This is a genomic window from Streptomyces resistomycificus (genome assembly GCF_001514265.1).
Lineage (GTDB): Bacteria > Actinomycetota > Actinomycetes > Streptomycetales > Streptomycetaceae > Streptomyces > Streptomyces resistomycificus.
On the sequence record NZ_KQ948998.1, the window covers coordinates 1 to 16060 of the forward strand.

Consider the following 16060-nt stretch of genomic DNA (forward strand, 5'->3'; position numbering starts at 1 on the left):
CCGACTTTATCAGAGGTTCTGAGTCGGAATTCCCGCCCCCTCCGGGGACTGGTTCCGGTGCACGAAGCGGCCGGGTTCCCGTCTGGGCGGAGCCGTAAACGTACTGGAGCGGGGCGCCTCGATGCAAATCGAGGCGCCCCGCTCCCGGTTCAGGCGTGCCAGGGTCCGACGGACCGTCAGACCTCCACCACCACAGGGAGGATCATCGGCCTCCGTCGGTAGTTGTCCGAGACCCACTTGCCCAGGGTCCGGCGGATGAGCTGCTGCAGTTGGTGCGGTTCCACGACGCCGTCCTGGGCCGACCGTTCCAGGACCTCCGTGATCCGCGGGACGACGTCGCCGAAGGCCGAGTCCTCGATACCGGAGCCGCGGGCCTGGATGTGCGGCCCGCCCGTGATCTTGCCGGTGGACGAGTCCACGACCACGAAGACCGAGATGATGCCCTCGTCCCCGAGGATCTTGCGGTCCTTCAGTGCGGGCTCGCCCACGTCACCGACCGAGAGGCCGTCGACGTACACGTAGCCGGCCTGGACCTTGCCGGAGATCTTCGCCTTGCCCTCGACGAGGTCCACGACCACGCCGTCCTCGGCGATGACGATGCGGTCGTGCGGGACGCCGGTCAGGGCGCCCAGCTCGGCGTTGGCGCGCAGGTGGCGCCATTCGCCGTGTACCGGCATCAGGTTCTTCGGACGGCAGATGTTGTAGAAGTACAGGAGCTCGCCCGCGCTGGCGTGGCCGGAGACGTGCACCTTGGCGTTGCCCTTGTGGACGACGTTGGCGCCCCAGCGGGTCAGGCCGTTGATGACGCGGTAGACCGCGTTCTCGTTCCCGGGGATCAGCGACGACGCCAGGATGACGGTGTCGCCGGGGACGATGCGGATCTGGTGGTCGCGGTTGGCCATGCGGGACAGGGCCGCCATGGGTTCGCCCTGCGAGCCGGTGCAGACCAGGACCACCTCGTGGTCGGGGAGGTCGTCGAGCGTCTTGACGTCCACGACCAGGCCCGGCGGAACCTTCAGATAGCCTAGGTCACGTGCGATGCCCATGTTGCGGACCATCGAGCGGCCGACGAAGGCGACCCGGCGGCCGTACTCGTGGGCCGCGTCCAGGATCTGCTGGATGCGGTGCACATGGCTGGCGAAACTCGCCACGATGATGCGCTTGCCGGCGCCGGCGAAGACCTGGCGCAGGACGTTGGAGATGTCGCGCTCGGGCGGGACGAAGCCGGGAACCTCGGCGTTCGTCGAGTCGGAGAGGAGAAGGTCGATGCCTTCCTCACTCAGACGGGCGAACGCGTGTAGATCCGTGAGACGGCCGTCCAGCGGGAGCTGGTCCATCTTGAAGTCACCCGTGTGGACCACCATGCCGGCCGGCGTGCGGATGGCAACGGCCAGGGCGTCCGGAATGGAGTGGTTGACCGCGACAAACTCGCAGTCGAAGGGACCGACGCGCTCGCGGTGTCCCTCCGCCACCTCCAGGGTGTACGGGCGGATGCGGTGCTCCTGCAGCTTCGCCTCGATCAGGGCGAGGGTCAGCTTGGAGCCGATCAGCGGGATGTCCGGCTTCTCGCGGAGGAGGAAGGGGACACCGCCGATGTGGTCCTCGTGGCCGTGCGTGAGGACGATGCCCTCGATGTCGTCGAGGCGGTCCCGGATGGACGAGAAGTCCGGCAGGATCAGGTCGATGCCCGGCTGCTCCTCCTCGGGGAAGAGCACGCCGCAGTCGACGATCAGCAGGCGGCCGCCGTACTCGAAGACGGTCATGTTCCGGCCGATTTCGCCGAGACCGCCGAGCGGGGTGACGCGCAGGCCGCCCTCGGGAAGCGACGGGGGCGGGCCGAGTTCAGGATGCGGATGGCTCAAAAGACTCTCCTCAAACACGCGCGCCACGTACCGGTGGGCACGTGGCGCGCGTGACGTTCGTGCAGAAGCAGTTGTCGTTGTGGGCGCAGGCACCGGTGGCCTGCTTATTCAGTTGTGAAGTCTGGCCGCGCGACACGCGCGAAGTCTGGTGCTAGAGCTGTACCCCGCCGGCGGCAAGATCGATCTTGAGCTGGGCGATCTCCTCGGGCGCGAGCTCGACCATGGGGGCGCGCAGGGGCCCGGCGGGTAGTCCCTGGAGGGCGAGCGCGGCCTTGGTGGTCATCACGCCCTGGGTGCGGAACATGCCGGTGTAGACCGGGAGCAGCTTCTGGTGGATCTCGGTCGCCTTCTGGACGTCACCGGAGACGAAGGCCTCCACCAGAGCCCGCAGGTCGGGCGTGACCACGTGGCCGACGACCGAGACGAAACCGACCGCGCCCACGGAGAGCAGCGGCAGGTTGAGCATGTCGTCGCCGGAGTACCAGGCGAGGCCGGAGCGGGCGATGGCCCAGCTGGCGCGGCCGAGGTCGCCCTTGGCGTCCTTGTTGGCGACGATCCGCGGGTGCTCGGCCAGGCGGACGAGTGTCTCGCTGTTGATCGGGACGCCGCTGCGGCCGGGGATGTCGTACAGCATGACCGGCAGTTCGGTGGCGTCCGCGATGGCCGTGAAGTGCCGGTAGAGGCCTTCCTGCGGCGGCTTGTTGTAGTACGGAGTGACGACCAGGAGGCCGTGCGCGCCGACCTTCTCGGCCGTGCGGGCGAGCTCGATGCTGTGGTGGGTGTCGTTGGTGCCGACGCCGGCGACGACGTGGGCACGGTCTCCGACCGCCTCCAGGACGGCCCGTACGAGATCCGCTTTCTCCGCGTTGCTGGTGGTCGGGGACTCGCCGGTGGTCCCGTTGATGATCAGGCCGTCGTTGCCTGCGTCCACCAGGTGGGTGGCGAGCCGCTGAGCGCCGTCGAGGTCGAGTGCGCCGTCCGCCGTGAAGGGCGTGACCATGGCGGTGAGGACCCGCCCGAAGGGGGTCTGCGGAGTGGAGGTCGGAGCCATGGGTAACACGCTACTCGCTGCTCCAGGCGTGGTCTGCCTTAGGGGGCCGGGAAAAGTCATGACAAAGAAGGAGCCCGGCACTGCCTGCTCGGGGGTTCAAGCAGTGCCGGGTCCGTTTGATCAGGCTAGATGAACTTCTCTAAATGCCGCAATACGGACACTTCGTGCAGCTGACCCGTACATCTGTGCCCTACGGGAGAACGAGGGTGCGTTACGGGGCCACACGGCCGTTCGTATTGAAGGCCGCGTAGGTGAGTGGCATGAGCCTGGCCCACTCGGCCTCCATCTTCTCGCCGACCATCTCGATCTCCCGCTGCGGGAAGGACGGGACCTTCGCCAGTTCGTGCTGGGTGCGCAGGCCGAGGAAGTGCATGAGCGAACGGGCGTTGCAGGTGGCGTACATCGAGGAGAACAGGCCGACGGGGAGGACCGCGCGGGCCACCTCGCGGGCGACGCCGGCGGCGAGCATCTCCTGGTAGGCCTCGTAGGCCTGGCGGTAGGAGTCCTCCATCGTGCGGGTGACCAGCTCCTGCTGTTCCCGGGTGCCCTCGACGAAGACGTACTTGCCCGGACGTCCCTCCTGGACCAGCCTGCGGTCGGCGCCGGGGACGTAGAAGACCGGCTGGAGCTCGCGGTAGCGGCCGCTCTCCTCGTTATACGACCAGCCCACGCGGTGCCGCATGAACTCGCGGAATACGAAGATCGGGGCGCTGATGAAGAACGTCATCGAGTTGTGCTCGAAGGGGCTGCCGTGCCGGTCCCGCATGAGGTAGTTGATCAGGCCCTTGGAGCGCTCCGGGTCCTTGCCCAGCTCGTCCAGGGACTGCTCGCCGACGGTCGAGACGCGGGCGGCGAAGAGCACGTCGGCGTCGGACGCGGTGTGCTTGACGAGTTCGACGGTGACGTCGCTGCGGAAGCTGGGCTTGAGGTCGTCGGCGGGGGTGTCGGTCACGACTCGGAGGGTCCTTCCATCACTTCTCTCGGGCGGCGTCCACTCTACGGCCCGGCACCGACATCGGTGCTTTCGGTGCCGGGACGCGACAACTTCGGTGAACATCTGCGAATTCGGCGAATCCTGGCACCTTTCGGGGCACCCGCTCGTCTGTGTCAGTGAGAGTCACCCGTTCGATCCCGGAAGGGAGAAGTACCCCCGATGTTCCGTCGGCGCGAACCCGTACCGTTCGCCTTCCTCGCCGAAGCCGACAAGTTCCGCAGCAATGTCACTCCCCCGCCTCGTGAGCGGGCGTCCGTCGGTCAGATAGCCGGACGCTGGCTGCTGGGGCTGACCATCATCTCGGCACTCGCGGGCTCCCTGGTCATCGGGATGCCGGCGCTCAGTCCGGACCAGTCGGCGCAGTCGCAGCAGTCCCAGGCGTCCCAGGGGCGCTGACTGCGTACTGACTCCATCCGGACCCCCTAGGGTGGTGAGCAGGGACACAGGTCGATAACCTCACCGGGCACAGCCCATGCATGGATTGAGTGAGGACCCAGCCGTGCCCCTGCCCTTCCTTACGGCCGACCGCGCATTCGAGGCGGCGGACGACGTCGCGCTGCCGTTCGACGACCGCGACCGCTGGCGGCGCCCCTACCGGCCCGGCCCGTGGCGCGTGGGCGCGGCCGCGATCCTGCTGCTGCTCGCCTCGTACGTGCTGTTCGCGGCCGTCATCATCGCGCTGACCGACTCGGTGTCCCAGGCGGGTGTGGTGCTCGGCATCGCACTGCTCGTCATCGCCGGTGCCCTACGGCTCCTGCGCGTGGGGGTGTGGGTGAGCGCGTACGGGTTGCGGCGTGTGGGTTTCCTGCTCACGCGGACAACGCCCTGGGCGCAGATCACGGCCGTGCGGACGGTTCAGCAGCCGGTGCGCTGGCTCGGACTGCCGCGCACCGTTCAGGGGCAGGCGCTGCTTCTCGTACGGCATGACAGGGCCGCGGACGACGCGCCGGCCCTGCTGACCACGCACAACGCGGACTTCCTCGCGCGGGCCGACGCCTTCGACAGGGCGTCGGACGCGATCGAGGCGTGGGCCGAGGAGTACCAGCGCCCCTGAGTCGGGGCCGATGTCCGACAGCGACGCGAAAGGGGCCGGTCCGCAGGAGTTGCGGGCCGGCCCCTTTCGCGTACCGCAGGGGGTGGGTTCAGGCCTGGACCGGCTTGCCGTCGTGCAGGGCGATCGCCCGTTGCATGGCCTTGCGGGCGCGCGGGGTGTCGCGGGCGTCGTGGTAGGCGATGGCCAGGCGGAACCAGCTGCGCCAGTCGTCGGGCGCGGCTTCCGTCTCCGCCTTGCGCTTGGCGAAGACCTCGTCGGCGGAGTCACGGTCGATGCGGCCGCCGGGGGTGCGCTTCAACTCGTCGACGGGCAGGCCGCCCTGGGCGTCGAGTTCGGCGGCGAGCTGGTTGGCCCTGCGGACGAACTGGGTGTTCTTCCACAGGAACCACAGACCGATGACCGGCAGGATCAGTACCGCCACCCCGAAGGTGACGGTGAGGAGTGTGCCGGTCTGTATGAGCATGACGCCGCGGCTGCCGACCAGGACGAAGTAGATGACCAGGACGGCGGCCGTGATGGCGTAGGTGAGCTTCGCGCGCATGGCAGTCAGGGGCTCAGTTCAGGTCCAGGAAGTGTTCCAGGCCGAAGGTGAGGCCCGGAGTGGTCACCACGCGGCGGGCTCCCAGCAGGATGCCCGGCATGAAGCTGCTGTGGTGCAGCGAGTCGTGGCGGACGGTCAGGGTCTCGCCCTCGCCGCCGAGCAGGACCTCCTGGTGGGCGAGCAGGCCGCGCAGGCGGATGGCGTGCACGGGGACGCCGTCCACGTCGGCGCCCCGCGCGCCGTCCAGGGCGGTGGCCGTGGCGTCCGGTGCCGGGGCGGAGCCGGCCGCGCGGCGGGCCTCGGCGATGAGCTGGGCGGTGCGCGTGGCGGTGCCCGACGGGGCGTCCACCTTGTTCGGGTGGTGCAGTTCGACGACCTCGACGGACTCGAAGTAGGGCGCGGCGATCTGCGCGAACCTCATCGTCAGGACGGCCCCGATGGAGAAGTTCGGCGCGATGAGGACGCCGGTCTCCGGGGACTGGGCCAGCCACCCCTTCAGCTGGGCGAGACGCTCGTCGGTCCAGCCCGTCGTACCGACGACGGCGTGGATTCCGTGCCGTACGCAGTAGTCGAGGTTGTCCATCACCGAGGCCGGCGTGGTCAGTTCGACGGCGACCTGGGCGCCGGCCTCGGCCAGCGTCTCCAGCTTGTCGCCGCGGCCGAGGGCGGCCACCAGCTCCATGTCCTCGGCGGCCTCGACGGCCCGCACCGCCTCGGAGCCGATGCGGCCCTGGGCACCGAGGACCGCCACGCGCAGCTTGCTCATCTTCTTGCTTCCTTACCGGAGTCCGGAATCTCGGAGTGGGTTAGGCGACGGCCTCGTGGAGACGGGACGCCTGCTTGTCCTTCAGCGGGCCGATGACCGACAGCGAGGGCCGCCGGCCCAGGATCTCGCGGGCGACGGAGCGCACGTCGTCCGGGGTGACCGTGGCGATCCGGGCCAGCATGTCGTCGACCGACATCTGCTCGCCCCAGCACAGCTCGCTCTTGCCGATGCGGTTCATCAGGGCGCCCGTGTCCTCAAGGCCCAGGACCGTGGAGCCCTGGAGCTGCCCGATGGCGCGGCCGATCTCGTCGTCCGTGAGGCCGTGTTCGGCCACGTGGTCGAGTTCGTCGCGGCAGATCTTCAGGACGTCGTGCACCTGGCTCGGGCGGCAGCCCGCGTACACGCCGAACAGGCCGCAGTCGGCGAAGCCCGAGGTGTACGAGTACACGCTGTAGGCCAGGCCGCGCTTCTCCCGCACCTCCTGGAACAGGCGGGACGACATGCCGCCGCCGAGAGCCGTGTTGAGGACGCCCAGCGCCCAGCGGCGTTCGTCGGTCCGGGGCAGGCCCGGCATGCCGAGGACGACGTGGGCCTGCTCGGTCTTGCGGCCGATCAGCTCGACACGGCCGGCGGTGCGCAGGGCACGGCGGCCGTCGCGGGGCGCGATGGGGGTCGCGTCCAGGTTCTTGAGGGCGCCCGCCTTCTCGAAGGCGGCGCGGACCTGTCGTACGACCTTGTTGTGGTCGACGTTGCCGGCGCACGCGACCACGAGGTGGGTCGGGTCGTAGTGCTTCTTGTAGAAGCGGCGGATGCGGTCGGCGGTGAGGGCGTTGACGGTGTCGACGGTGCCGAGGACCGGGCGGCCAAGGGGGTTGTCGCCGAACATGGTGTGCGCGAAGAGGTCGTGCACGCAGTCGCCCGGGTCGTCCTCGGTCATGGCGATCTCCTCAAGGATCGCGCCCCGCTCGACGTTGACGTCGTCCTCGACGATCAGCGAGCCGGTCAGCATGTCGCAGACGACGTCGATGGCCAGCGGCAGGTCGGTGTCGAGCACACGCGCGTAGTAGCACGTGTACTCCTTCGCCGTGAAGGCGTTCATCTCGCCGCCGACGGCGTCGATGGCCGACGAGATGTCCAGCGCGCTACGCCGTGCGGTGCCCTTGAAGAGCAGGTGCTCCAGGTAGTGCGTGGCGCCGTTCAGGGCGGGCGTCTCGTCGCGGGAGCCGACGTGGGCCCAGATGCCGAAGGTCGCCGAGCGGACCGAGGGCAGGGTCTCCGTGACGACGCGCAGACCGCCGGGGAGGGTGGTCTTGCGGACCGTGCCGATGCCGTTGGTGCCCTTGATCAGGGTTTGGGTACGGGCGACGGCCCGCGCCTCCGAGGAGGTGCGGGCCGTCGCCGTGGAGTTGTTCGATGTCACTGGTCGCCCGCACCGCTGCTGTCGGAGCCGGCGTCCTTCTCGTCGTCGCCCTCGCCCTCGATCACGGGGATCAGGGAGAGCTTGCCGCGCGAGTCGATCTCGGCGATCTCGACCTGGACCTTGGAGCCCACGGCCACGACGTCCTCGACGTTCTCCACGCGCTTGCCGCCGGCGAGCTTGCGGATCTGCGAGATGTGCAGCAGACCGTCCTTGCCCGGGAGCAGCGACACGAACGCACCGAAGGTCGTCGTCTTCACGACGGTGCCCAGGTAGCGCTCGCCGACCTCCGGCATGGTCGGGTTGGCGATCGAGTTGATCGTGGCGCGCGCGGCCTCGGCCTGCGAGCCCTGGGCGGCACCGATGTAGATGGTGCCGTCGTCCTCGATCGTGATGTCGGCGCCGGTGTCCTCCTGGATCTGGTTGATCATCTTGCCCTTCGGGCCGATGACCTCGCCGATCTTGTCCACGGGGATCTTGACGGTGATGATCCGCGGGGCGTTCGGGGACATCTCGTCCGGCGTGTCGATCGCTTCCATCATCACGTCGAGGATGTGGAGGCGGGCGTCACGGGCCTGCTTGAGGGCCGCGGCCAGGACGGAGGCCGGGATGCCGTCCAGCTTGGTGTCGAGCTGGAGGGCGGTCACGAACTCCTTGGTGCCGGCGACCTTGAAGTCCATGTCGCCGAAGGCGTCCTCCGCACCGAGGATGTCGGTGAGGGCGACGTAGTGCGTCTCGCCGTTGATCTCCTGGGAGATCAGGCCCATGGCGATACCGGCGACCGGGGCCTTCAGGGGCACACCGGCGTTCAGCAGCGACATGGTCGAGGCGCAGACCGAGCCCATGGACGTCGAGCCGTTGGAGCCGAGGGCCTCGGACACCTGACGGATCGCGTAGGGGAACTCCTCGCGCGTCGGCAGGACCGGCACGATGGCGCGCTCGGCGAGGGCGCCGTGGCCGATCTCGCGGCGCTTGGGGGAGCCGACGCGGCCGGTCTCGCCGACGGAGTACGGCGGGAAGTTGTAGTTGTGCATGTAGCGCTTGCGGGTCACCGGGGAGAGGGTGTCCAGCTGCTGCTCCATCCGGAGCATGTTCAGGGTGGTGACACCCAGGATCTGGGTCTCGCCACGCTCGAACAGCGCGGAACCGTGCACGCGCGGGATGGCCTCGACCTCGGCGGCGAGCGTACGGATGTCCGTCAGCCCACGGCCGTCGATGCGCGTCTTCTCCTTGATGACGCGCTCACGGACCAGGGCCTTGGTCAGCGAGCGGTACGCGGCGGAGATCTCCTTCTCGCGGCCCTCGAACTCCGGCAGGAGCTTCTCGGCGGCGAGCGCCTTCACGCGGTCCAGCTCGGCCTCGCGCTCCTGCTTGCCCGCGATGGTCAGCGCGGAGGTGAGCTCCGGGCGGACGGCGGAGGAGAGCGCCTCAAGGACGTCGTCCTTGTAGTCGAGGAAGACAGGGAAGTCGCCGGTCGGCTTGGCGGCCTTGGAGGCGAGGTCGGCCTGGGCCTTGCAGAGCACCTTGATGAAGGGCTTCGCGGCGTCCAGACCGGAGGCGACGACCTCCTCGGTCGGCGCCTCGGCGCCGCCCTTGACCAGCTGGATGGTCTTCTCGGTGGCCTCGGCCTCGACCATCATGATCGCGACGTCGCCGTCGTCCAGGACACGGCCGGCGACGACCATGTCGAAGACGGCGTCCTCGAGCTCGGTGTGCGTCGGGAAGGCGACCCACTGGCCGTTGATCAGCGCGACGCGGACGCCGCCGATCGGGCCGGAGAAGGGCAGACCGGCCAGCTGCGTGGACGCGGACGCGGCGTTGATCGCCACGACGTCGTACAGGTGGTCGGGGTTGAGCGCCATGATCGTGGCGACGACCTGGATCTCGTTGCGCAGGCCCTTCTTGAAGGACGGGCGCAGCGGACGGTCGATGAGGCGGCAGGTGAGGATGGCGTCCTCGGAGGGACGGCCCTCACGGCGGAAGAAGCTGCCGGGGATCTTGCCGGCGGCGTACATCCGCTCCTCGACGTCCACCGTCAGGGGGAAGAAGTCGAGCTGGTCCTTGGGGTTCTTGGAGGCGGTCGTGGCCGACAGCACCATGGTGTCGTCGTCCAGGTACGCCACGGCGGAGCCGGCGGCCTGCTTGGCCAGGCGGCCCGTCTCGAAGCGGATGGTGCGGGTACCGAAGGAGCCGTTGTCGATGACGGCCTCGGCGTAGTGGGTCTCGTTCTCCACTAGTGTTTTCTCCTCGTCTTCGTCCCTCACTGCCCGTGTGGCAGGGGGACGGTTGCGGAGAAGCGCTCCGTCTGGTGCGGGCCGGTCTTCGATCGAAGCACCCGGGTCTCTCTTACCCCGGGGGCCACTACCGAGGACCGGCGGCGGCGAGGCGCGCTTCTCCTCGTTCCTTGTCGTCATGACGCCCTACCCTCTGCGAGTACGCGTCATCACTCTGCGTCGTGCGTATTGCGTTGTGCTACCACAGTACAAAGCGTCAGTGACACTCCGCACGTTTCGGTACGTACAGCAAAGGGAGCGGTCCCGATGATCACGGGAACCGCTCCCCTCACGGCGTCTTACTTGGCGCCCGCCGCACCGCGGCGGATGCCGAGGCGGTCGACCAGCGCACGGAAGCGCTGGATGTCCTTCTTGGCGAGGTACTGCAGCAGGCGACGGCGCTGACCGACCAGGATCAGCAGACCACGGCGGGAGTGGTGGTCGTGCTTGTGGGTCTTGAGGTGCTCGGTCAGGTCCGAGATACGGCGCGAGAGCATCGCGACCTGGACCTCGGGGGAGCCGGTGTCGCCCTCCTTGGTACCGAACTCACTGATGATCTGCTTCTTCGTGGCGGCGTCGAGCGACACGCGTACTCCTCGTAGTCTGTAAGGCCACCGAGTGCCCCCGGTCCACATCTCGGGGGAGCTTCCGTTACTCGGGAGGCGGGGATCCGCTGGGCGCGGCCTCCAGGGCGCTGGGCTCCGGGGGCGCGTACACAAACGGCCACCGCACAGACTACCAGCCTGGGGCGATGCCTCGGACCGGGGTCGTCCCGGGCTTCAGTCGCCGCTCTCGAACCCGTCGGCAAGCCACGGTCCGTCCCCTTCGCCGTCCTCGCTCACCGGCCCGGCGATGCCCCTGGCGGCGAAGAAGACGCGGCCGTGCTCGTAGCGGACGTCCAGATACTCGAAGGGCAGCATGTCGACCGTGCCGAAGAGCAGAAGCAGGGTCTCCTTCCCCGACCGGGGGTCGATGCTCACGGCCGCGCTGGGCGTGTACGCGGAGGACGACTCCCGGACGGCGATGAGCCGGCCGCCGCTCATCCGGACGGGGTACATGGGGCGGCCGGCCCTGGCGTCGAACTTCCGGACGCTCTTGCCGGTGCCCAGGTCGAAGGCGACGATCTCGTTGGCCACCTGTCCATGGGCGCTCGCGGTGCCGGTGCCCCGCGCCTGCGTGGCGACGTACAGCTGACGCTCGTCGACCACCACCGCGTCACAGGTCTCGATCGGGCCGGTGACGTCAATGCCGTCGCCGCACTTGGTGACGTAGGTCTGGACGGGCACCGGGACGGTGGCGCGGAACTCGCCCCGGTCGCTGAGGGAGATCAGGTCGGTGATCACGAGGTCGCCGGCCGCGACGGCTATGACGACGGGGGACGAGGAGACCAGACGAACGTCCTGGACACCTGGCGCGACCGCGTAGGTCCACAGGGGCTTTCCGGTCTCGGGATTCGTCCCCTCCACCCGAAAACGCCTGTTGTCCCTGTTCCCGCACTTGACGACGCGCACGAGTGCCCGGCCCCCGCTGTAGCCGCTGTCCCCGCAGGCCGACCCGGCCGTGTGCGACCAGAGCCTCTTCCCGTCGGCCATGGCGTACGCCGCCGAGCCGTCCTCCCAGGCCGCGACGACCTTTCCGCGCGTCATGGTGACCCTGGCGGGCACGAGTCGCTCCTCCGGCAACTCGACGTGCCACAGCCGCTTGCCCGTGTCGATGTCGAACATCGCGATCCGGTCGCACGGGCCGCTCATGGTCCCACCGCTCGGATCGGTCCTGGTCGGCTCGCTCGAGAAGGCCACGGCGGTCCGGCCGTCCACGGTGACGTGCGGGGTCGCCGCGCAGACGCCGCCGGGGAAGGTCAGCTTCCACGCCTGGCGGTTGGTCGAGATCCTGTACCCCGTGACGCTGTTGCCCAGGGTCTTGGCGAAGGTCCTGCCGGTCGCCCAGGTGCCCGTCGCCTCGATGTTCCGGCCGGCTTCGATGCCCGCTGCGCGGCGCTGCACCGCGATCACCCCTTCCGGGGTCGGCGGCCTCCGCTCGATCGTCTCCCGGACGTCGTCCGGAGATCGACCCGCCGCGGCCGGGCTCCGGCCGGAGGGGGAACCGGTGCCGTCGTACGACAGGGCCCATATCCCCGCCAGCAGCACCGCGAGCGCGGTCGCCGTGGCTGCGAGGGCGAGCAGTCCGCGGCGCTTCCTGCGACTCTCGGCCGCCCGGGCGGACTCGGTGTAGGGGGACGGCGGTGGGCCGAAGCTCACGGACGGAGCCTTTCTGCCGAGGGTGCAGAGGTGTGAGGGAGCTGTCGCCCTTCGTGACGGTCACTCATGAGCAATCGCCTGACCAGGGGGAACGGCTGCAAGTAGGCTGGCTGGACAGCTCGTTGCAGAGGGAAGGACCAGAGATCGCCATGGCCGACACCAAGGACGCGGAACTCAAGGCACGCAAGGAGCGGGAGAGGGACGAGCTGTACGCCCTCGACATCTCCGGCGTCGAGTGGCACAGCGCGCCTGGAACCGAGGAGCACGAGGAGCGGGTCGAGATCGCCCACCTCCCCGAGGGAGCCGTGGCCATGCGGTCGTCGCTCGACCCCGACACCGTGCTGCGGTACACGGAGGCGGAGTGGCGGGCGTTCGTGCTGGGGGCTCGGGACGGGGAGTTCGATCTGGAGGCGGGGCCGCACGACGGGGAGCCTGCCGCGGAGTGATGCCGCGTGGTGGCGGGGAGCCGGCACCCGGCCGGTTTCCCGTCCGTCGCCTCCGTCCCTCCTGCTTCTGCTCCGCCCCTACTGCTTCTGCTGCTCCTGTGCGGTCGATGAGGTCTTCTGCGCCGCGCTCCCGATGCCCAGGACCAGCCAGGTCCAGGTCTTCTTCTCAGGGCCGACCGCCTCCTTGGCACCGAAGAACAGCCGTCCGTGGTCGACGAGGATGTTGTTCGAGTCCGTGACCGTGAGCGTCACGGCCTCCAGCGGCATGCTGAAGTAGAAGTACGGGGTCTCCTTGCCTGTCTCCGGGTTGAGACTGACCAGCGCCATCGGTGAGATGCCGTCGCTGCTCTCGCGCAGCGCGAGGAGTCGGCCGCCGCTCGTCTGCACCGGGCGCAGAAGCTGACCGGGCCCCGAGTCGAACTTCTTGACGGTCTTCCCGGTCTTCAGGTCGAAACCGACGATCCAGTTGTAGGGGTTGCGGGCGTCGCTCTGGTCCTTGCTTCGGAGGAAGACCTGACCGCCGCCGACCGGGATCGTCGGGCAGTCGTCGATGACTCGGAAGTCGAGCTCCTCGTTGCACTCTCCGACGTACAGCCCGCTCTCCAGCCGGATCGTGGCCCGGTTCTCGCCCTGATCGTCCAGGGAGAGCAACTCGGTGAAACCGGTGTCTCCGGCCGCGACCGCGAGGACGACCGGGTCGGTGGACGGCACCGTGACCTCCCGGACTCCCGCCGCGACGGAGTACGTCCACAGGGTCCGGCCGGTACGCGGCTCCACCTTGCGCACCTTGTAGGTGGTCGACTCCCAGGAGGTGGCGGACTTCTCCTTGTCGAAGCATGAGACCAGCACGAGCAGGGCACGGCCGCCGGCGGCGCCGAAGTCCTTGCAGCTGCCGGTGGCCTCGGTACGCCACAGCCGCCGGCCCCGGTCCATGTCGTAGGCGTCGGAGCCGCCACCCCACGTCACCGCGACCGTGGCCTTCGTCAGTGTCACGCTCGGCGTGTCCCAGCGGCCGGGTGTGAACGCGTGCTCCCAGAGCTTCCGACCGTGGTCGAGGTCGACGAAGGCGACACGGTCGCAGAGGGCGTCCTCGTCATCGCTCGACTTGAACAGCACGGCCGTACGGTTCTCGACGGTCGTGTGGAGCGTGTAGCCGCAGATCGCTCCGGAGAGGCGGAGCTTCCACAGCTCGTCGCCGAGCCTGGCGTCCGTTCCGATCCTGAACCCGATGAGGGATTGGTTGATGCCCTTGGCGAGGATCTCGTCCGTGGCCCACATGCCCGGCATCGCGTGGTGCTCAGCGGGACCCATCTCGTCTTCGGAGAAGCGGAACGCCATGGCGCCGGTGGTGCTCTCGGGCTGTCTCTCGACGGTTTCCCTGACGTCGAGGCGACTCTGCGCCGCGGCGGCCGTCGTGCCCGGCTTCGCGGCATCGGGATCCCACAGCAGCCAGCCGGCCCCGGCCAGCACGACGACCAGGACGGCGGCCACCGTGCAAAGCAGAGTCCTACGACGCTTCCTGAGCCGGTTGTTCGCCGTCACGGCGGACTGGGTGTACACGGAGGGGGGTGGCCCGAAGCTCACGCTGACAATCCCTCCGTCAGCTCGTCATCGACCGGGCGGTGGTGTACACGTCGAAGACGGCCAGTGCCAGGGGCACCAGGGTGAGCAGCACGAAGCCCTCTGCGATCTCCAGGAAGCGTCCCCAGAACGGGGTGAGGCCGCCGCGCGAGACGATCAGGCCGATCGCGGTGACGAGCGCGGCCACGGCGGCGATGGCCGCGACGAGCCAGATGGTCCTGACATCGAGGTCGGTTCGGTCGCCCCTGAGCGCCTCATAGACGATCGACTGCGGCGGGTTCAGGGCCAGTCCGAGGCCCAGGAGTACGAGCGAGGCAAGTCCTGCGGCGAGGACGGGGGCGACCTGGCCGGTGTAGCGGAAGAGGTGGGCGCGCATCAGGAGGGCCACCCCGGTCGCAAGGGCGAGGAGTTGGGCCCAGACGTTCGAGGAGAAGCCGAGGACGGCCGAGGCACCGACGGCGGTCAGCGCGCAGCCGCCCACCAGTCCGACCAGGAGCTCGTGGCCGCGCCGCGCCTTGGCAGCGACCCGCTCGGCGTCGACAGGCTCCTGGGGAGCGGGGTCGGTGTCGTACGCACTGCGCGGGGCGGTGTCCGGGGCGTCGAAGCCGATGGGCAGCCGGGCGAAGCGCATCGACAGCCCGGGCAGGAAGGCCAGGCCGCCGACGGCGATCGGGGCGCACAGAGCGGCGATCTCGGAGGGCCTCCAGTCGGCGAGGGTCGCCGCGAACGTGGCGAGCAGGCCGATGGCGGAGGCGAAGACGAAGGCGACGAACGGGCCGTCCCCGCTCGGCGAGCACAGGGTGAGGAGGAAGGAGGCCAGCAGCACCGCCGCGCAGGCGAGGAGGAACTGCAGCTTGCCGATACCCTCCCCGTCGGCGAGCGGCAGGAGCCCCGAGCCCGCCACGCCGACGTTGGGCAGGGCGCCGAGTCCCAAGGCGACGGCCGAGGCCCGGTCGTCGTAGACCCGGGCCCGCACGCACGCGAGGACGACCAGAAGGACACCCGCGACCCCGGCGAGGATGCCGGGGAGGCTGTGCATGTCGTGGAGCGGATCGCCGGTCCAGGCCACGAAGGCGAGCAGGACCGGCAGCACGCCTCCGCCGACGAGGCCCGAGGCGCGCGTCAAGTCGCCGCTCCACAGGGTCCGTTCGCTCGTCACGGCCGAGGCGACCGCTTCGGAGACGTCGTCGAAGACGGCCGGGGGAAGCGACTCGGAGAAGGGGCGCAGCGAGAGGAGTTCACCGTCGAGGATCCGCTGTGCGGCGAAGGACCGGGAGCTGTCGAGGACGGTGCCGTCCCGGCGTACCAGGTGGTAGCCGACGGGTGCGCCCTCGGCGGGGCTTTGCTGGGAGAGCCTGAGGATCTCCGGATAGATGTCGGCGACCGGGATGTCGTCGGGCAGCGCCACGTCGATCCGGCTGTCGGGGGCGACGATCGTGACCCGGCAGAAGCCGAGCCCCGTGCCCGTTCCGGAAGGCCCCGTACCGGTCCCTCCTCCGGTGGCTGCCGCGGAGGCCGTCATGCTCACCTGCTGATCCCCCTCAGTGATGGTTCTGCGCCTGCGGCGTGAAAGTCCTGCGCCGCTTTCCCCGCCCGTCGAGACCGACGCCGTGGCGAGGCTGCGGCTACGGTGCCGCGAGGCTGCCGTCCGGCTTCCGTACCTCGCCAGATCGCACGGAATGTCCCGAACCGTCAGCCCAACTCGCGTGTGCTCACGCGAACATCCGGCACCCTACCGTCCCCTCGTCTCGTATGAAGTCAGTAGGATCACGCGGCGGCCTGCGTCCGCCTGACACGGGGCGGCGGACGGACTCTCG

At 69.3% G+C, this 16060-nt stretch carries 14 protein-coding genes; 3 read left to right on the forward strand and 11 right to left on the reverse strand.

Annotated elements, in window-relative coordinates:
- Window positions 1–176: 176 nt before the first annotated feature.
- From AQJ84_RS29035 to thyX, 3 genes are all read right to left on the reverse strand, one after another.
- On the reverse strand, window positions 177–1862 hold the full coding sequence (locus tag AQJ84_RS29035; protein WP_030041137.1) for a ribonuclease J: 1686 nt from the start codon (window positions 1860–1862) through the stop codon (window positions 177–179).
- Window positions 1863–2013: 151 nt separating this feature from the next.
- Window positions 2014–2913, reverse strand: a complete 900-nt coding sequence (gene dapA, locus AQJ84_RS29040) for a 4-hydroxy-tetrahydrodipicolinate synthase (protein WP_030041136.1) — start codon at window positions 2911–2913, stop codon at window positions 2014–2016.
- Window positions 2914–3124: 211 nt separating this feature from the next.
- Window positions 3125–3865 carry an FAD-dependent thymidylate synthase gene (thyX, locus tag AQJ84_RS29045; protein WP_030041135.1) on the reverse strand — a complete coding sequence of 247 codons (741 nt, stop codon included), beginning with the start codon at window positions 3863–3865 and terminating at the stop codon, window positions 3125–3127.
- A 201-nt stretch (window positions 3866–4066) separates the two neighbouring features.
- Between thyX and AQJ84_RS29050 the strand changes: the two genes are divergently transcribed.
- On the forward strand, window positions 4067–4303 hold the full coding sequence (locus tag AQJ84_RS29050; protein WP_030041134.1) for a hypothetical protein: 237 nt from the start codon (window positions 4067–4069) through the stop codon (window positions 4301–4303).
- A 103-nt stretch (window positions 4304–4406) separates the two neighbouring features.
- Complete coding sequence (locus AQJ84_RS29055) at window positions 4407–4961, forward strand: PH domain-containing protein (protein WP_030041133.1); 555 nt, start codon at window positions 4407–4409, stop codon at window positions 4959–4961.
- 88 nt (window positions 4962–5049) lie between these two features.
- Here AQJ84_RS29055 and AQJ84_RS29060 read toward each other — a convergent pair whose 3' ends face one another.
- The 6 genes from AQJ84_RS29060 to AQJ84_RS29085 all read right to left on the reverse strand — a co-directional run bounded on the left by AQJ84_RS29060 (window position 5050) and on the right by AQJ84_RS29085 (window position 12216).
- The gene (locus AQJ84_RS29060; RefSeq protein ID WP_030041132.1) at window positions 5050–5502 is read right to left on the reverse strand and encodes a tetratricopeptide repeat protein; all 453 of its coding nucleotides are present in this window, start codon (window positions 5500–5502) and stop codon (window positions 5050–5052) included.
- A 13-nt stretch (window positions 5503–5515) separates the two neighbouring features.
- Window positions 5516–6268 carry a 4-hydroxy-tetrahydrodipicolinate reductase gene (gene dapB, locus AQJ84_RS29065; RefSeq protein WP_030041131.1) on the reverse strand — a complete coding sequence of 251 codons (753 nt, stop codon included), beginning with the start codon at window positions 6266–6268 and terminating at the stop codon, window positions 5516–5518.
- 40 nt (window positions 6269–6308) lie between these two features.
- A complete protein-coding gene (locus tag AQJ84_RS29070; protein ID WP_030041130.1) occupies window positions 6309–7688 on the reverse strand; it encodes a M16 family metallopeptidase in 1380 nt (459 codons plus the stop codon).
- The gene (locus tag AQJ84_RS29075) at window positions 7685–9919 is read right to left on the reverse strand and encodes a polyribonucleotide nucleotidyltransferase (RefSeq protein WP_030041129.1); all 2235 of its coding nucleotides are present in this window, start codon (window positions 9917–9919) and stop codon (window positions 7685–7687) included. The genes AQJ84_RS29070 and AQJ84_RS29075 overlap by 4 nt, the downstream gene beginning before the upstream one ends.
- Before the next feature lie 338 nt (window positions 9920–10257).
- Window positions 10258–10545: a 30S ribosomal protein S15 gene (gene rpsO, locus AQJ84_RS29080; protein ID WP_030041128.1), complete on the reverse strand. Its 288-nt coding sequence runs from the start codon at window positions 10543–10545 to the stop codon at window positions 10258–10260.
- 192 nt (window positions 10546–10737) lie between these two features.
- On the reverse strand, window positions 10738–12216 hold the full coding sequence (locus AQJ84_RS29085; RefSeq protein WP_051869997.1) for an outer membrane protein assembly factor BamB family protein: 1479 nt from the start codon (window positions 12214–12216) through the stop codon (window positions 10738–10740).
- Between the two features lie 149 nt (window positions 12217–12365).
- Here AQJ84_RS29085 and AQJ84_RS29090 point away from each other — a divergent pair, with 149 nt between their 5' ends.
- Window positions 12366–12662 carry a DUF397 domain-containing protein gene (locus AQJ84_RS29090; protein ID WP_030041126.1) on the forward strand — a complete coding sequence of 99 codons (297 nt, stop codon included), beginning with the start codon at window positions 12366–12368 and terminating at the stop codon, window positions 12660–12662.
- 78 nt (window positions 12663–12740) lie between these two features.
- On the opposite strand, the gene AQJ84_RS29095 is transcribed toward AQJ84_RS29090, so the two are convergent.
- Both AQJ84_RS29095 and eccD read right to left on the reverse strand, forming a co-directional pair.
- On the reverse strand, window positions 12741–14246 hold the full coding sequence (locus AQJ84_RS29095) for an outer membrane protein assembly factor BamB family protein (protein WP_030041125.1): 1506 nt from the start codon (window positions 14244–14246) through the stop codon (window positions 12741–12743).
- 16 nt (window positions 14247–14262) lie between these two features.
- Entirely contained in the window at window positions 14263–15765 is a 1503-nt protein-coding gene (gene eccD / locus AQJ84_RS29100; protein ID WP_053192524.1) for a type VII secretion integral membrane protein EccD, read from the reverse strand.
- Window positions 15766–16060 lie beyond the last annotated feature (295 nt).

Coding starts and splice junctions, on each gene's coding strand:
- dapB (WP_030041131.1), bottom strand. CDS start 6,268: ATGAGCAAGCTGCGCGTGGCGGTCCTCGGTGCCCAGGGCCGCATCGGC.
- AQJ84_RS29060 (WP_030041132.1), bottom strand. CDS start 5,502: ATGCGCGCGAAGCTCACCTACGCCATCACGGCCGCCGTCCTGGTCATC.
- AQJ84_RS29050 (WP_030041134.1), top strand. CDS start 4,067: ATGTTCCGTCGGCGCGAACCCGTACCGTTCGCCTTCCTCGCCGAAGCC.
- AQJ84_RS29090 (WP_030041126.1), top strand. CDS start 12,366: ATGGCCGACACCAAGGACGCGGAACTCAAGGCACGCAAGGAGCGGGAG.
- eccD (WP_053192524.1), bottom strand. CDS start 15,765: ATGACGGCCTCCGCGGCAGCCACCGGAGGAGGGACCGGTACGGGGCCT.
- dapA (WP_030041136.1), bottom strand. CDS start 2,913: ATGGCTCCGACCTCCACTCCGCAGACCCCCTTCGGGCGGGTCCTCACC.